9 protein-coding genes are annotated in these 17,794 nt (G+C 64.6%); 8 read left to right on the top strand and 1 reads right to left on the bottom strand.

Annotation, left to right across the window (positions count from 1 at the left end):
- Nucleotides 1–135: 135 nt before the first annotated feature.
- The 5 genes from AC1Q6X_RS03455 to AC1Q6X_RS03435 all read left to right on the top strand — a co-directional run bounded on the left by AC1Q6X_RS03455 (nucleotide 136) and on the right by AC1Q6X_RS03435 (nucleotide 12,973).
- On the top strand, nucleotides 136–3,486 hold the full coding sequence (locus tag AC1Q6X_RS03455) for a TIM-barrel domain-containing protein (protein ID WP_492495128.1): 3,351 nt from the start codon (nucleotides 136–138) through the stop codon (nucleotides 3,484–3,486).
- A 98-nt stretch (nucleotides 3,487–3,584) separates the two neighbouring features.
- A complete protein-coding gene (locus AC1Q6X_RS03450) occupies nucleotides 3,585–6,545 on the top strand; it encodes a TonB-dependent receptor plug domain-containing protein (protein WP_492495126.1) in 2,961 nt (986 codons plus the stop codon).
- Nucleotides 6,546–7,036: 491 nt separating this feature from the next.
- A complete protein-coding gene (locus AC1Q6X_RS03445) occupies nucleotides 7,037–10,078 on the top strand; it encodes a TonB-dependent receptor (protein ID WP_492495124.1) in 3,042 nt (1,013 codons plus the stop codon).
- A 66-nt stretch (nucleotides 10,079–10,144) separates the two neighbouring features.
- Nucleotides 10,145–11,536: a Gfo/Idh/MocA family protein gene (locus AC1Q6X_RS03440; protein WP_492495122.1), complete on the top strand. Its 1,392-nt coding sequence runs from the start codon at nucleotides 10,145–10,147 to the stop codon at nucleotides 11,534–11,536.
- A gap of 129 nt (nucleotides 11,537–11,665) precedes the next feature.
- Nucleotides 11,666–12,973 (top strand): DUF3472 domain-containing protein, encoded by a 1,308-nt coding sequence (locus AC1Q6X_RS03435; protein WP_492495120.1) that lies wholly within the window; start codon nucleotides 11,666–11,668, stop codon nucleotides 12,971–12,973.
- Nucleotides 12,974–12,983: 10 nt separating this feature from the next.
- On the opposite strand, the gene AC1Q6X_RS03430 is transcribed toward AC1Q6X_RS03435, so the two are convergent.
- Complete coding sequence (locus AC1Q6X_RS03430) at nucleotides 12,984–13,496, bottom strand: hypothetical protein (protein ID WP_070223641.1); 513 nt, start codon at nucleotides 13,494–13,496, stop codon at nucleotides 12,984–12,986.
- A gap of 249 nt (nucleotides 13,497–13,745) precedes the next feature.
- On the opposite strand from AC1Q6X_RS03430, the gene AC1Q6X_RS03425 reads away from it, so the two are divergent.
- From AC1Q6X_RS03425 to AC1Q6X_RS03415, 3 genes are all read left to right on the top strand, one after another.
- On the top strand, nucleotides 13,746–14,258 hold the full coding sequence (locus tag AC1Q6X_RS03425) for a sigma-70 family RNA polymerase sigma factor (RefSeq protein WP_492495118.1): 513 nt from the start codon (nucleotides 13,746–13,748) through the stop codon (nucleotides 14,256–14,258).
- Complete coding sequence (locus AC1Q6X_RS03420) at nucleotides 14,258–15,232, top strand: FecR domain-containing protein (RefSeq protein WP_492495116.1); 975 nt, start codon at nucleotides 14,258–14,260, stop codon at nucleotides 15,230–15,232. Before AC1Q6X_RS03425 ends, AC1Q6X_RS03420 begins: the two co-directional genes overlap by 1 nt.
- Before the next feature lie 84 nt (nucleotides 15,233–15,316).
- Nucleotides 15,317–17,779, top strand: coding sequence for a TonB-dependent siderophore receptor (locus tag AC1Q6X_RS03415; RefSeq protein ID WP_492495114.1), 2,463 nt, complete (start codon nucleotides 15,317–15,319; stop codon nucleotides 17,777–17,779).
- Nucleotides 17,780–17,794: the final 15 nt, after the last annotated feature.

The following is a 17,794-nucleotide window of genomic DNA, read 5'->3' as shown; positions in this document are numbered from 1 at the left end:
TGGTGAAACGTAAGAAAAATGCGCCAATTCTGGGCATTTTATTAATAAATCGGTCCAGGAACTTTCTTTTGATTGACGATATTTATTTTTCTTCTTAAAGTATTTCCATCACTTCGATTTTCTGAAAGCCCGCAGATGAAACCTCTCCCGCTTCCCCGCCGCGCCCTTGCCGCCTGCGTTCTCGCCGCCCTTGCCACCCTGGCCGCTCCTGGCCTGCAAGCCGCGCCTATCGGCAATCTGCAGTCGCTCTCCGCCGTGCATGCGGCCGACGTGGCCAAGGGCGAGGCGCTGGGCTGGGATCTGCGCAGCGACACGGGCATGCAGCTGCGTATCAGCCTGCCGCAGGCGGACGTGTTGCGCATCCAGGCGGGCGGCAAGGGGGGCTTGACGGGTCCCGGCGACAAGGCCGCGCCCATCGTCGTGGGCCAGCCCGCCGCACAAGTGGCATACGAGATCAGCGAGCATCCCGACCATATCCTGATCAGCACCGAAGCCCTGAACCTGCGCATCGACCGCAAGCCCTTGCGCCTTACCTTGTACCGCAAGGGCGATGCGGTGCCGCTGTGGCGCGAGGTGCAGCCGCTGTCGCTCGACGACAAGCAGGGCGTGCAGGTGCTGTCGAGCCAGCCGGGCGAGCGTTATTTCGGCGGCGGCCAGCAAAATGGGCGCTTCGAATTCAAGGGCAAGCAGGTGCCCGTGTCGTATTCGGGCGGCTGGGAAGAGGGCGACCGCCCGAATCCCGCGCCATTCTTGATGAGTTCACGAGGCTGGGGCGTGCTGCGCAATACCTGGTCCGACGGGCACTACGATTTGCGCGACAAGGAACAGATCTCGCTGCAGCACGCGGAAGGGCGCTTCGATGCGTATTTCTTCGTCGGCAAGGACTTGCGCGACGTCGTCGCCCGCTACACGGAATTGACGGGCCGCGCGCGCATGCTGCCGCGCTGGGCGCTCGAATACGGCGACGCCGATTGCTACAACGATGGCGACAACGTGAAAAAGCCCGGTTCCGTGCCCAAAGGCTGGACTGACGGCTCCACCGGCAAGACGCCGGACGTGGTGGAAACCGTGGCGCGCCAGTACCGCGAACACGACATGCCAGGCGGCTGGATACTGCCCAACGACGGCTATGGCTGCGGCTACACGAACTTGCCGGAAACGGTGAAGGGCCTGGCCGGCTATGGCTTCCGCACGGGCCTGTGGACGGAAAACGGCGTCGACAAGATCGCCTGGGAAGTGGGCCAGGCGGGCAGCCGCGTGCAAAAGCTGGACGTGGCGTGGACGGGCAAGGGCTACCAGTTTGCCATGGATGCGAACAAGTCCGCGTATGACGGCATCCTGAACAACTCCGACAGCCGCCCCTTCCTGTGGACGGTGATGGGCTGGGCCGGCATCCAGCGCTATGCCGTGGCGTGGACGGGCGACCAGAGCGCCAGCTGGGACTACATCCGCTGGCACATTCCGACCCTGATCGGCTCGGGCCTGTCCGGCCAGGCATATGCCTCGGGCGACGTGGATGCCATCTTCGGCGGCAGCCCGGAAACCTATCTGCGCGACTTGCAGTGGAAAAGCTTTACGCCCGTGCTGATGGGCATGTCCGGCTGGGCCGCGGCCGAGCGCAAGCATCCGTGGTGGTTCGAGCAACCGTACCGCGACATCAACCGCCGCTATCTGAAGCTCAAGATGCGTTTGACGCCGTATATGTACACCCTGGTGCGCGAAGCGGAGCAATCGGGCGCGCCGCTGGTGCGTGGCCTGATGTGGGATTACCCGCAAGACCCGGCCGCCTACACGGAAGCCTATAAGTATCAATTCCTGCTGGGGCGCGACGTGCTGGTGGCGCCCGTTTACCGCAGCCAGGCCGTCAGCGGCGGCTGGCGCAAGGGCATCCACCTGCCGCAAGGCACGTGGTACGACTACTGGGATGGCCGCCAGGCCACGGCGGACGCGAAAGGGCGCGACCTCGATATGCAGGTGACCCTGGACAAGCTGCCCGTGTTCGTGCGCGCCGGCGCCATCCTGCCCATGTATCCGGAAATGCTGTACGACGGCCAGAAACCGAAGGACCAGCTGACCCTCGATATCTACCCGCACGGCGATTCCGAATACACCCTGTATGAAGACGACGGCAACACGCGCCAGTACCAGGGCGGCGCCTTCAGCCAGCAAATCATCCGCATGCGCCAGACGGGCGGCGACGTGCAGGTCGACATCGGCGCCGTCGATGGCAAGTACCAGGGCCAGGAAGCGCGCCGCGGCTATGCGCTGCGCATGCTGGCGGGCCAGCGACCTGCCGCCGTCAAGGCGGGCGAACGGCTGCTCGCGGCGTCCGCCGACCGCGCCGCCTACGACAAGGCGCTTGATGCCTGGTTCTTCGATCCTGCCGACCGCCAGGGCACCTTGCACGTGAAAGTGGCGGCGCAGGATATCCGCCAGCCCTTGGCCTTGCAGGTGGCCGGCGCGCTGGACGTGGCGCGTATCGATGCCGACTTCCCCGCCGCCCCCGTGCCGGGCCGCGCCTTGCCGGCCGACGCCATGCAGGTGGTGTCGCGTCCTGCGGAAGAAAGCGGCTATCCGCTGGAAAACGCCTTCGACGGCAAGCCCGAGACCTGGTTCCGCACCGTGCGCAGCCCGTCCGTGAAAAGCGGACCGCATGAATGGGTGATCGGCTTTACGGAACGCCGCCTCGTCGATGGCATCGAACTGGCGCCGCGCAACGATCAGCACTGGAAGCATGGCCAGGTGCTGGATTACGAAATCTACATCGGCGACAACAACGGCGAGTGGGGCGCGGCGCTTGCGCGCGGCACGCTCAAATTGCAAGAGGGTACGCAGACGATCAATTTCCCCGCCACGGCCGGGCGCTTGCTGCGCTTCCGCGTCATGAGCACGCAAAATCCGGAAGGCGATGGCGCCGCATCCACCGACCCGATGGTCACGGCGGCGCAGGCCGGGCCGGTGGCGCGCGCGTTCGACGCGGCGCTGGCGACCGACGTGGCGCCCGTGACCTTGTCCGCATTCCGCGTGCTCGAGCACCGCGTGGCCGAAGCAGAAGAGGTGCAGCGCTATCTGTCGGACTTGGCGCTGCCGAAGACTGTCGCGAAAGACCGGCCGGCCGGCAAGGCCGCCGAGATGCGCATGAACGGGCTGTGGTTCCGCAAGGGCCTCGGCGTGGGACCAGCCAGCCGCATCGACTTGCAGCTGGCGGGCAACTGGAATCTGCTGCGCGCCGACCTGGGCGTGGACGATAGCTGCCGCAGCGCGGGCGGCTTGCAATTCCAGGTCTGGAGCGGCGAGCGGCTGCTGTATGACAGCGGCCTGGTCACGGCTCCCGGGGTGGTCAAACCCGAAATCGATGTGCGCGGCCTGAGCCAGCTCAGTTTGCGCACCCTGGGCGCGCGCGGCGCCCACCCGGCCCAGGTCTGCGGCAACTGGGCCAACGCCGTACTGACCGGCACGGAGGGCGCGACCGTCAAGCCGCGCTAACTACTTCAATCATTTCACTAACAACGAGCCCCTCTTCGGACCGGGGAGGGGCTCTTGCAGCCTGACGAAAACAAATCACTTATAAAAGGGAGATGGGAATGCACTTGAAAAAACTGATGTCCGCCATGGTGGCGGTCGGACTTGGCTCAACCGCGCTGGCGTCGACGGCGCTGGCAGCGGAGGAGGAAAAACTGGCGCGCGTCGAAGTGACGGGTTCCAGCCTGAAGCGCATCAATGCGGAAACGGCGTCGCCCGTGCAGGTGATCAACGCCAAGCAGATCGAAAACATGGGCGCGCTCACCTTGCTGCAAGTGCTGGACAACCTGCCCGCGGCCCGTCCGGCGCAGCAGGACTTCCGCTCTATGTTCACGGGTTCCGATGGCGGCTCGCAGGCGAACTTGCGCGGCATGGGCGCGCAGGGCACGCTGGTGCTGCTCAATGGCCGCCGCCTGTCGTTCTATGGCGCGCCGGCCGGTTTCCAGACCATGTTCGTCAATATCGACGCCATTCCCGCCGCCGCCATCGAGCGCATGGAAATCCTGACGGACGGCGCGTCGGCCGTGTATGGCTCCGATGCCGTCGCCGGCGTCATCAACGTGATCACCAAGAAGTCGTATCAAGGGCTGGAGGCGCGCGCCAACGGCGAGTTTTCGCCCAGCGTGAAAGCCTATGGCGAACGCCAGGCCAGCGTGCTGTATGGCGTGGGCGACCTGGCCAGCGACGGCTACAACGTCTACGGTTCCGTCAACGTCTACCAGCGCGACCGCATCGCGCTGGCCGATACCTGGCAGAAGCGCCCCTCGTATTTTTATGTGAACAATCCCAATTTCATCCCGAACATGCGCGTGGGCGTGGGCAGCGAGCCGGGCGTGATGAATCCGGGGACCTTCTTTGTCTTCGACAAGGCCAACAACAATGCCCGCACCCAGCGCGCCGCACCCGGCTGCAACAACAGCATCACCGAAGCGTCGGGCACGCGCTGCGTGTGGAATGCGCTGCCCAACCAGCTCGATACGGGCCCCACTTCGGAGCGAGCCACGGCCTACCTGAGCGGCCGGCTGAAGCTGGGCGGCGACATGGAAGCGTTCGCGGAAGGTGCGTTCACCCACATCAAGATGCGCGGCGAGAATGGCCCGTCCAGCTTCAACAGCGGCAGCACGAACAACTGGTTCGCGCGCAATACGGGCACTACCCTGAACACCTTCGCCACGCCTTTCCTGAGTCCGAACAACGTCTACCTGAAGGGCAAGCTCGATGCCGACATGGTGGCCAAGATGGGTGGCGCCGCCGGCTTGAACTACCTGCTGCAGGATGCCACGGGCCACTTCGGCCAGAAGAATGTCGATGAAAACTACCGCGCGCTCGTCGGCCTGCGCGGCAGCATCGGCGGCGGCTGGGATTTTGAAACGGCGCTCAGCGTGGCTGGCAGCCATTCCACGCTGTTCCAGACGGCGAACGTGAATATCAATGGCTTCAAGCAGGCGTTCGGCCCGTTCACGAAAGATCCCGTCAGCGGGCGCACGTATATCTCCGACAATCCCGCCTACAAGTTCGGCGAAATCAGCGAGGCCAATGCGGCGCTGCTGCGCGCCGCCTATCCGACCTTCGCCATCGAATCGTGGACCAAGCTGATGATGTGGGACGCCAAGCTGGAAGGCACGCTGTTCAAGCTGGGCGAGCGCGAAGTGCGCGCCGCCGTGGGCACCAACGTGATGCGCGAGAGCTTCCTCACGCCCGGCAACGCGGATGCGGCCAATGGCCTGATCACGCAGCAGGGCGGTTCCTGGTTCGATGGCAAGCGCACCATCGCCGCCGTGTTTGGCGAAGTGGTGGTGCCGCTCAGCGATACCCTGGAAGTCAATGCGGCCGCGCGCCTGGACAAATACCCGCATTTCTCGGCCAACCTGGCGCCCAAGCTGGGCGTGATCTGGCGCGCGCGGCCCGACCTGATGCTGCGCGGGACGTATTCGGAAGGCTTCCGCGCGCCCAACCTGGCTGAATCGGGCTCGGGCGGCGTCTTTGCCCAGGTGGGCGGCATCCGCGATACGGTGCGCTGCGATGAGACGAATGCCATGGCGCGCGCCCTGATGAAGTCCAGGGTGGCGACGGATGCGGACCTGGGCAAGAGCCTGCTCAATTCGAACTGCTCGACGACGGTGGGCGGCCTGACGCCGCCGAACCAGAACCTGCGTCCGGAAAAGGCCAAGATTTCCACCGTGGGCCTGGTCCTGCAGCCGGCCAAGGACGTGAGCATCTCCATCGATTACTGGTTCATCAACCGCCGCGACGAGATCGTGCGCCAGGACTTCAACGAACTGTTTACGGAACTGGTGGACAAGTACGGCCCGACCCTGGCCGGCACGTCCAGCGCCATCCGCAACGACTTGACGGACACGGACCGGGGCAATATGGCGGCGGTGGCGGCCATGTGCGCCAATCCCGCCAATGCGGGCGTGTGCGCGGGCGGCGTGCCGGGCTACTCGGTGGGCAACCTGGGTGGCTTGATCAACTCGTATTCGAACCGCGGCCGTACCCTGATGGACGGCGTGGACATCGACGCGCGCACGCGCTTTGCGCTCGGCGACTGGGGCAAGCTGAGCACGGGCATCGCCGCCACCATCCGCAAGCGCGACACCCACGACAGCGAAGACGGCAGCGACATCAAGGGCAATACTGTCGGCTACTACGATTCGCCGCGCTACCGCGCGACAGTCAACGCCGACTGGAGCTACCGCAACTTCGTCAGCAGCGTCTTCATCAACTATTCGGGCAAGACGCGCTGGGCCTACGGTCCGTGGGACAAGGACAACACGCCGGAAAACTGCACCGCCGCCTCCTTATCGCTGCCGGCCGGCCAGTGCAAGGGCGCGCCGTCGTACACCACGGTGAACCTGGCCTTCAGCTGGAAGCCGCTCAAGAACCTGGACGTTGGCCTGAACGTGAAGAATGCGTTCAACAAGCAGCCGTACTACGACCCGAACGGCTGGGAAGGCTACAACCATAGCCAGGACCTGTTCGGCCGCCAGTTTGCCCTGTCGGCCAGCTACAAGTTCTTTTAAGACGTGACGCCGCCCCGGCCTGCCAGCGGGCCGGGGTATCGTCATGAAAAGAAAAAGACAATATTCCGAAATGCATAATACGAAAGATAAACGTAAGTGAAAGGGGATTGCCATGGCTACTTTCGCGTTTTTCCATCAGGATTGCCGTGTGGAATGTCTCCTGCAGGCCGCCTTCTTGCCTGCTCGTGTATCCGCCACGCCACGATAACGAAAGTTATCTGCCGCATCGCGGATTGAATCGAAAGATAAAACGTCTTTATTTACTGAATTTAGCGATAAATTTGCGCTGTAACTTTCTTTTTGTTGACGATACTTATTTTTCTTTTTAAAGTAATCCCAAGAAAACGAAAATAAGCCGAAACGGACTGATTTCCCGGAAGGGACGGCTGCCTGGCTCTACCTTCCGACGCTCATCATAAAAATTGCATCCCCCCGACTTCGCCCTGGAGCGGGGAGGGCGCGTATAACCCTCGATATAGACGGAGAGACACATGCATACCACCCGACTCAAATTGCGCGACATCAGCCGCGCCGCCGCGATCGTGATCGCCCTGGCGGCCGGCGTGCCAGGCCAGGCCTGGGCACAGTCGAACGCCACCAGCACCATCTTCGGCGAAGTGAGCGCGCCCGCCGGCGCCACCGTGGTGCTGGAAAACCTGGCGACGGGCGTGCAGCGCACCCTGACGCCGGATACGTCGGGCCGCTATGTGGCCAACTCCATGCCGCCGGGCCGTTACGCGGTGCGCGTGCTGCGCGCCGGGTCGGTCGAAGCGTCGCAGGAAGTCGAAGCCCTGATCGGCGCGGGCGCCGAAGCGAACTTCGGCCCGGCCAGCGCGGCCGGCCCCGTGGGCCAGGAACAGACCGTCGTGGTGAAGGCGTCGCGCAATCCGATCGACGTGTCGAACACGAACAATGGCGTGATCTTCACGGCCAAGGAATTGAAGGCGCTGCCAGTCGGCAATGACGTGGCCTCCATCGTGCAGCTGACGCCGGGCGTGTCGCGCGGCACCAATAGCGTGTACGGCAATGCGCCATCGATCGGCGGCTCGGGCCAGTCGGAAAACGCGTTCTACGTCAACGGCTTCCCCATCACCAACATCCTGACCCAGGTGGGCGCGTCGGAACTGCCGTTTGGCGCGATCTCCAACCTGCAGGTGCTGTCGGGCGGCTATGGTTCGGAATTCGGCCGCTCCACGGGCGGCGTGATCAATATCACCACCAAGAGCGGCGGCAACAAGGTCGAATTCGGCGGCAAGGTCTCCATCATTCCCCGTTCGCTGAAAGGCGAGCCGGAAAACACGTATTACCCGAACACGGGCGCCAATCCCAAGACGGACGGCAATCTGCTGTACTGGAACCGCGACAACGGCAGCACCAGCAAGGTGGTGGGCCTGTACGGCAGCGGTCCCCTGATCAAGAACAAGCTGTTCGCCTTCGTGGCGCTGGAACAGACGCGCACCGACAGCCAGGCCGTCGCCGCCGCCGCCGACTCGGGCACGGCCCTGGCGCGCGGCTGGAGCACGAGCCAGAGCAAGGTGGACCGCATGACGGCCAAGCTCGATTTCAACCTGACGGACGACCATCACTTCGAATATACCAAGCTGTATGACCGCACGAAGACGGACAGCCAGGCGTATGGCTACAGCTACGCCACGCATGCGAGCAACGGCGTACAGGCAGGCAAGGGCGAGACGACGGTCAACTGCTGTGGCTCGTCGGCCGCGCCGGGCGCCAATATCGACATCTTCAAGTACACGGGCTACCTGACGGACAACCTGACCGTGACGGCCATGATGGGCGAATCGCGCACCTCGCACACGCGCACGCCGAATGGCTACAATCCGCTGCTGGCGCAAACGTCGTCGAACGCATCGACCCAGGTGCCGGGCCTGACGTACGCCAATCCGCAGACGGTGACGGGCACCCTGGTCGACCCGTCGTCGGAAGACCGCCAGAAAGCCAAGCGACTCGATCTCGAATACAAGCTGGGCAAGCATTCGCTGCGCGGCGGCATCGACCGCATCGACGTGGAATCGAAAGTGGGCCTGAGCCTGGCCGGCGGCTACCGCTGGAGCTACCAGCGCGCGACCGATCCGAACCGCCCGATCAACGGCGCGTTTGAAACGCCGGCCCAGGGCGGCGGCTACGGCGCGCAAGGCTACTACGTCAGCAAGGACTTGAACGCCAACCTGGCGCGTCCGACCAGCGTGCAATCGGCGCAATACATCCAGGATCACTACCAGGTCACGGAACGGGTGCTGCTGGACCTGGGCCTGCGCCGCGAACAGTTCACCAACTACAGCACCGATGGCGTGGCCTTCATTTCGCAGCGCAATATGATCGCTCCGCGCGTGGGCGCCACCTGGGATTACCTGGGCGACGGCACCCTGAAATTCTTCGCCAACGGCGGCCGCTACCACCTGCCGGTGCCATCGAATTTGTCGAGCAACATGGCCAGCCCTTTCCTGGCCACCAGCGAGATATACACTTACACGGGCGTCGATCCCGTCACGGGCGCGCCGACGGGCCTGCACGCGATCAGCAAGCCGTATTCGGCCAACAACGCGTATGGCCAGAGCCGCGATGCGCGCGAAGTGACGGCCATCGGCTTGAAGCCGCTGTCGCAGGATGAATTCTCGCTCGGTTTTGAACGGGCCCTGAGCAAGAAGCTGGTGGTGGGCGCCAGCGTCCTGTACCGCAAGCTGAACGACACCAACGACGACACCTGCGACGCGCGTCCGCTGCAAGCCTGGGCCACGCGCAACAGCGTCGACACGAGCAACTGGGGCGGCTTCCAGTGCGCCATCATCAACCCGGGCCGCGACAACAGCCTGATGGTGGACTTCGACGACGGCAAGGGCTTGCGCCGCGTGGATATTTCGGCGGCCGAGTGGGGCAATCCGCTGCCATCGCGCACCTACCGCGCCCTGAACCTGTTCGTCGAGCACCCGTACACGAACGGCTGGTACGGCAAGCTGACCTACACCCTGTCTGCGCTGAAGGGCAATATGGAAGGCCAGACGGACAGCATCGGCGGCGGCGACGTGGGCCTGACGGTCAGCGACGACCACAAGGAACTGATGTACAACGCCTATGGCTACCTGCCGGGCGACCACCGCCATGCGTTCAAGGCCTACGGCTTCATGCAGGTGATCCCGGACGTGACGGTCGGCGCCAACCTGTCGCTGACCTCGGGCGCACCGCGCAACTGCATCGGCGCGCTGCCCGATAACCTGAGGTTCGAGAACGACTACGGCGATTCCTACTTCTATTGCAATGGCAAGCCGGCGCCGCGCGGCAGCCAGGGCCGCCTGCCATGGCAAGCCCAGCTGGACATGAATCTGGCCTATACTCCCAGCGCCGTCAAGGGCCTGAGCCTGAAAGTGGACGTGTTCAATGTGTTCAACAGCCAGACCGTGACCCGCTACAACGAAACGCGCGAAGACCACGGCGCCATCGCCCGCAGCTATCTGCAGGTGGCCGGCCGCACGGCGCCGCGTTCCGTGCGCTTCACGGCGGAATACACTTATTAAATTGCAACCGGCCCGCCGCGCGGCGGGCCGGCGACGATCATTACCAATGGAAGCGAGAAGAGACCAATGACGACACAATTCAATCGACGCAATTTCCTGTCCGCCAGCGCCGCGCTGGTCGGTGGCGCCATGGCAGGCAGCGCCTTGCTGCCTGGCGAGGCCAACGCCGCACCCGCCGCCGGCCGCGACAAGGTTCGCCTGGGCCTGATCGGCACGGGCATGCGCGGGCAGGTGCTGCTGGCCGAACTGGTGCGCCGCGACGACGTGGAAGTCGTTGCCCTGTGCGATATCGAACCGATCATGCTGAAACATGCGCTGGGCCAGGTGGAAAAAGTCGGCAAGCCGCGCCCGCGCACATATGGCGAAGACCGCGACCAGAAAGCCTACAAGCGCATGCTGGACGCGGGCGGCCTCGATGGCGTGATCATCGCCACGCCGTGGGAATTCCATGCGCCGATGGCCATCGCCGCCATGCAGGCGAAAATCGCCGTCGGCTGCGAAGTGGTGGCCGGCATCACCCTGCAAGACCACTGGGATGTCCTGAACACCCAGCTGAAAACGGGCACGCCCTACATGTTGCTGGAAAACGTGTGCTACCGCCGCGACGTGATGGCGGCGCTGCAGATGGTGCGCGCCGGCCTGTTCGGCGAACTGCTGCACCTGCAGGGCGGCTACCAGCATGATCTGCGCGCCGTGAAATTCAACAGCGGCAATCCGGCCAAGCCGTACGGCGGCGGCGTCGAATTCGGCGAAAAGGGCTGGTCCGAAGCCCATTGGCGCACGCAGCACTCGGTCGAGCGCAACGGCGAACTGTATCCGAGCCACGGCATCGGCCCGTGCGCCATGTACACCAACATCAACCGCGGCAACCGTTTTACGCGCATCAACGCCTTCGCCACCAAGGCGCGCGGCTTGCATGACTACATCGTCAAGCAGCCGGGCGGCGCGCAGCATGCGAACGTCAAGGTGAAATTCAAGTTGGGCGACGTGGTCACCACCACCCTGGCGTGCGAAAACGGCGAAACCATCATCCTGCAGCACGATACGAGTCTGCCGCGCCCGTATTCGCTGGGTTTCCGCGTGCAAGGCACGGACGGCCTGTGGATGGACTTGAACAATTCCATCCATATCGAGGGCGTCAGCAAGCCGCACCAGTGGGATGACTTCAAGGCTTACCAGGACAAGTATGAGCACCCCGTCTGGCGCAAGTATGCGGCGCAAGCCGAGGGCGCGGGCCACGGCGGCATGGACTTCTTCGTCATCCACGCCTTTGTCGAAGCATTGAAGGCCAACGCGCCGATGCCGATCGATATCTACGATGCCGTCACCTGGAGCGCCATCACGCCGCTGTCCGAGCAATCGATCGCCGCCAACTTCCAGACCCTGGACTTCCCGGACTTCACGGGCGGGCAGTGGAAATCGCGCAAGCCGATCTTCGCCCTCGACGGCAAGTACTAAGCCTGAACGACCCGCTACCGCACCAGTTGCCGTAGCGGGTTTTTTCTATCCCCATGCGTTTTTCAACCGCGGCGCAGGTGCGCAGGCCCGTGTTCGCCCGTCGCAAAGCTTCACCACCAGGAGACGTCGATGAAACACAGAAGTGCATTATTCCATGCCATCCTTCCCGTCATGCCCTTGCTGCTGGCGGCCTGCGGCGGCGCCACCGCCACGGGCAACGGCAATACGGCCTTGCTGGCCGCCACCGTGGCCGCGCCCGCCACGTCCGCCACCGTGGAACTGGCCGGCAACGCCTTCATCACCAGCGGGAACGAGGGCGCCGTCATCAGCGAGCGCGGCCTGTCCGGCTGGAGCAATCCCGCTGCCGTCGCCAGCACCTACTTCCGCGTGGCCGGGGCGGGACCCGTGCAGGTGGCGCTCGACGCCAGCCTGGCCGATGGCGGCAACAGCACCATCCGCGTGAAGGTCAACGGCACGCCGTTCGACGTCAAGCTGGCCGGCAAGGAACGCAAGACCTATGCCGTGGGCACGGTGAACGTGGCGGCGGCCGGCTATGTGAAGGTCGACTTGCAGGGACTGTCGCGCGTGAAGGACACGTTCGGCGACGTCTCCGCGCTGAAGGTGACTGCCAGCGCCGCGCTCACCTACGCCAACGATCCCGCCAATTACTACTGGTCGCGGCGCGGCCCGTCCGTGCACATGGGCTACACGGTGCCCGCCAATACCGAGTATTTCTATAATGAGATGACGATTCCCCAGGGCCAGGACGCGATCGGCTCCTACTTCATGGCCAACGGCTTCAGTCAGGGCTACATGGGCATCCAGGTGAAATCGCCGAGCGAGCGCTGGATCTTGTTCTCCGTGTGGGATGCCGACAATGGCGCGAAAACCACCCTGGTCAGCAAGGGCGCCGGCGTGGTCGACAATGCGTTCGGCGGCGAGGGCACGGGCGGCCAGACCTATCTGTCGTATAACTGGGCGGCCGGCACGACCTACCGTTTCATCACGCGCGCGCGGCCCGACGGCAATGGCGGCAGCGATTACTCGGCCTGGTTCTTCGCGCCCGAGACGGGCAAGTGGCGCTACATCGCCACCTGGAAGCGGCCGGCGATTTCCACGTATTTGACGGGCGTGCATTCCTTCCTCGAAAATTTCATCGATACCCTGGGCTACACGGAGCGCCGCGTCCAGTTCGGCAACCAGTGGGCGAGGAACGTTGCCGGCACCTGGTCGGAAGTGACGGCGGGGCGCTTCACGGGCGACGCCACGGCCACCAATGCACAGCGCATGGATTACGCGGGCGGCGTGGAGAACGGCAGGTTCTATCTGCATAACGGCGGCTTCTTTGCCGATGTCGTGAAAAGCAGCCAGAACTTCACGCGCCCCGCGACAGGCCAGGCGCCCGCCGTCGATGTGAGCGCCTTGCCGATGCAATAGGCGTGGGTGCTTAGCCCGGCCGCTTGCCCGCCATCGCTTCGATGCCGCGATAGTAGGTAAGCGGCCGGCCTATCGTCACGCCCATCAAGGCCGCCGCCTGGATGATGTCGTTTGTATCGCGCCGGTACACGAGCAGCGCATCCATTTCGTCGGAGCCGTTGCCGTCGATCTGGATCAGCTCATAGCCGCCTTCGTCCACGGCGCGCTGCGCCAGTTCCGTATCGAGCCACTCGAAGTACGGCAGCGCGCTGCCGCGGCCTGCCTTGAGCAGTTCGTACGGGAAGTCGGGGAATTCGTCGAACATGTCCTGTATCTGTTCGTGCAGCTCATCGAGCTTGTCGCTAGACGCCATATAGCCGCCCAGCTGCGAGAGGATCTCCAGCGCATAGGCCTGGGCATCGCTGTCGATCCACTCGTCGCGTGGCGCGGAGGGCGCAGCGGTGATGGCGGCGACGGCCTCGTCGAGCTCCTCGCCTTCGAGGTCACCGCAGGTCAGTTTGGTCAGCAATTCGGATAGCAGCATGTTCGCCTTTCAATGGGGGATGCATGGCCAGGGTGGCCGGCTTGTCGATGATGTTGCCGATACTATCATTGCCGCGTAGCCGGGAGCGTTCTGCTGAATTTGCAATGCAGGCTACGCCACCGGATACGATCAGCAAGGAAATTTTGGAAAGAAGCGCGTCAAACAAGCGCTGGCAGGGCGCTTGCGCCGCAGCAGCGCATGGATATAGAATGCGAATCATTATTATTTGTGAATCAGGGAGTATGCGACGTGTCGGCTGCCCAACCCGGCGCTCACCAGGAGGTGGGCAGCCTGTATCACGAACACCACCGGTGGCTGCAAGGCTGGCTGCGGCAAAAGCTGGGCAACGCCTTTGACGCGGCCGACGTGGCGCACGACACCTTCATGCGCCTGCTCAATCGCGACGAAGCCATCGCCGCGCGCGAGCCTCGCGCCTTTTTGACGACGGTGGCCAAGGGCGTGCTGGGCAATCTGTACCGCCGGCGCGACCTGGAGGCGGCTTACCTGGAAACGCTGGCCAGCCTGCCGGCGCAGCACGCGCCCGATCCCGAGGCGCAGGCGATCCTGCTCGAAGCCCTGTTCGACATCGACCGCCGCCTCGATGGCCTGGCGCCTGCCGTGCGCCGCGCGTTCCTGCTGTCGCAGCTCGATGGCATGCCGCAGGCGGCCATCGCGCTGGAATTGAATGTCTCGCTGGCGACCGTGCAGCGCTACCTGGTCAAAGCCATGCATCAGTGTTTCTTTGCCCATCCGGCATCGTGATGGGCGCCTTCACGCCGGAAGCGGCCAGCCTGCAAGCGGTGGAATGGCTGGTGCGCCTGCAGGCCGGCGACGCCACGCCGGAAGTGGAGCAGGCCTGGCGCGCCTGGCGCGACAGCGACCCCGAACATGAGCAAGCCTGGCAGCATGTGGAGGGCTGCATGGCGCGCATGCGTGCCTTGCCAGCGCCGCTGGCGCACGGCACGCTGGCGCGCAAGCCGGTCCATGCGCAGGCGAATGCGGCGCGCCGGCAGTCGCTCAAGCTGCTGGCGCTGCTGGCCGTGGGCGGCGGCGCCTGGCTGGCAGGCGGCGATGAGCAGGCGCGCTTCTGGCTTGCCGACTACCGCACGGGCACGGGAGAATTACACCACGTCGTGCTGGACGACGGCACGCGCATCGCGCTCAATACGGCATCCAGCATCGATGTGCGCTATGACGCGGGCCAGCGCCTGGTGACGGTAGTCAAAGGCGAGATCATGGTCAGCACGGCGCGCGATCAGGCCGGCCGGCCATTTGTCGTGCAAACGGCACAAGGCCGCTTGCAACCGGTGGGCACGCGCTTTGCCGTGCGCGTGGAAGGAGAGCGCACGCAGCTGGGCGTGTTCGCCGGTGCCGTCGACATTCAACTGGAACAGGCGTCCGATGCGGCGCGCAGGCTGCAGGCGGGCCAGCAAACCAGCTTTACGGCGGCGCAGATCGGCGCCGTTAGGACCTTGGGTGCGGGTGCGGATGCGTGGACGGCCGGCATGCTGGTGGCGCACGATATGCCGCTGGCGGAATTTATCGGCGAACTGGCCCGCTACCGCCCTGGGCGCCTGGCTTGCGATCCGGCCATCGCCCACTTGCGCGTGTCCGGCATCTACCCGCTGGCCGACACGGGGCAGGTGCTCGACATGCTGACGCGCACCTTGGCCGTCGACGTGCGCCAGACCACGCGCTTCTGGGTGAGCGTGGTACCGCATCGGCAGCCTACATGAATATTTTCTGGAAAGTGAGGGGTTTGCGATTTTCGCGTGACATAGCAAGTGAACCCTTCATTCACTTTCAGGAAAACAGTCCGCATGCCCAGCACAACACTTATTCACGTTTCTTCCGCCTCCCGTACCTGCCGCCGCAGCGTGGCGGTGCTGGCCGTCAGCCAAGCTCTGTGGCTGCTCGCCGCCGGCGGCGCCACCATCTTCGCTCCTGCGGCCCAGGCCGCGAATGCGGCGCGCATCGCGCTGGCGATACCGGCCGGCTCCCTGGAACAGGTGCTGGTGCGTTTCGGCCAGGAGACGGGCACCATGATTTCCTACCAGGCCGCCGCCTTGGCGGGCAAGCGCAGCGCCGGCCTGACCGGTAGCTACAGCGTGCCTGAAGCGCTGGGCGCCATCGTCGCCGGCTCGGGCTTGCGCGCCGTGCCGCAGGCCAATGGCGGTTATGTGCTCGACGTGGCAGCGGCCGATGGCGGCCAGACCATGCCCGAGATGAAGGTCAGTGCCAGCTTTGATGCGAACGGCGCGACGGAAGGCAGCGGCGCCTATACGACGCGGACCATGCGCTCGGCCACGCGCCTGGGCCTGTCCGTGCGCGAGACGCCGCAAGCCGTCAGCGTGGTCACGCGCCAGCAGATGGATGACCAGAACCTGCAAACGGTGGAAGAGGTGCTGCAAAACGCGGCCGGCATCGCCATCAACCGCTACGACAGCGACCGCACCTCGTTCTTCGCGCGCGGTTTTTCCATCGCCAGCTACCAGTACGACGGCATTCCCACCACGGTCGACAATGCGTTCAATGTGGGCGACAGCACGCTGGACATGACGGCCTACGACCGGGTCGAGATCGTGCGCGGCGCCACGGGCCTGCTGACGGGCGCGGGCGAACCGTCGGCCACCATCAACCTGGTGCGCAAGCGCGCATCGTCGACGCAGCTGGCCGGGAATGCGGCCCTGAGCCTGGGTTCCTGGCAGAATGCGCGCGCCAGCGCGGACCTGTCCACACCCCTGAGTGCCGATGGCAAGGTGCGCGGAAGAGTCGTGGCCAGCTACCAGGACAGCGAATCGTATGTGAATCTGTATCATGGCAAGAAGGCCATGGCTTACGCCACCGTGGAGGCGGATCTGGCGCCCGGCAGCGTGCTGATCGCCGGCTATGAATACCAGGACAACCGCCCGCGTGGCGGCATGTACGGCGGCCTGCCGCTGTGGTACGCGGATGGCGAACGGGCCACGTTTTCCCGCTCCACCACCACGGCCACCACCTGGAGCCGCTGGTTCAGCACCAGCCAGACTGCCTTTTTGCGCCTGGAGCAGGAACTGGGCAAGGGCTGGAACCTGACGGCCATGCTGAATCATGGCTGGGGCAATTACTCGGCGGCCGAACTCTTCGCCAATACCTGGCCGGATAAGGCCACGGGCCAGGGCGTGACGGGCTACGCCGGCTTTTACTCGGGGACGCGGCGCCAGGACAGCGTCGACGCCTATGTGCAGGGACCGCTGCAGCTGCTGGGGCGCACGCACGACCTGGCGTTCGGCGTCTCGGGCAGCAACCAGTTCGCCAGCAACCCCGGCATTGCCGGCGGCAGCGTCGACTACGGCAATTTTCATCAGTGGCAGGGCGTGACGCCGGAGCCGGACTGGAACGATCCGAATTTCTCGCGCTGGAAGCTGCTCGACACGGTACAGCAGCGCGGCATCTATGGCACGGCGCGTTTTTCGCTGGCCGATCCCCTGAAGCTGATCGTCGGCGCGCGCTACAGCCGCTACAAGGCGGACCACGTCGACGACTGGGGCGGCGGCTATGCGTATGCCAAGCACGCCGTCACGCCATATGCTGGCCTGGTATGGGATATCGATGCGCAGCATGCGCTGTACACCAGCTACAGCAAGATCTTCAAGCCGCAGGGCTACCAGGACCGGTTCGGCCGCTATCTCGACCCCGTGCAAGGCAAGAATGTGGAAGCGGGCGTGAAGGGCGAGTATTTCGGCGGCAAACTCAATGCGGCGCTGGCCGTGTTCCGCATCGCGCAGGATGGCCTGGCGCAGGAAGACACGGGCCATTTTGTCGGCAATTCGCTGACGCAGGCGTACTACGCGGCCTCGGGCACCACCAGCAAGGGTGTGGAACTGGACGTGTCGGGCGAGCTGGTCAAGGGCTGGAACGTCTCGGCCAGCGTGTCGCATGCGGCGGCCGAGGACAACACGGGCGCGCGCCTGAACAGCTATGTGCCGCAGACCTTGGCGCGCGTGTTTTCCACGTACCAGCTGCCTGGCGGCTGGCGCGCCTTGTCCGTGGGCGGCGGCGTGAACTGGCAGAGCGGCGCCTACCGCGATGCCACGGGGCCGGATGGCACGGAGCGCGTGGAGCAGGGCGGCTATGCCGTGGCCAGCCTGATGGCGAAATACGCGCTGTCGCGCCAGCTGTCCCTGCAGGCGAACATCAGCAACGTGTTCGACAAGCATTACTACAGCCAGCTCGGCATGTACAACCAGGGGTACTGGGGTGCGCCGCGCAACGCCAGCGTTACCCTGCGCTACATCTTCTGATGCGCTTGCCTGGTG

This window comes from Janthinobacterium sp. GW823-FHT06H09 (genome assembly GCF_058794735.1).
The sequence above is the reverse complement of the archived record's forward strand: the minus strand, read 5'-3'. Positions and strand labels throughout refer to the sequence as shown.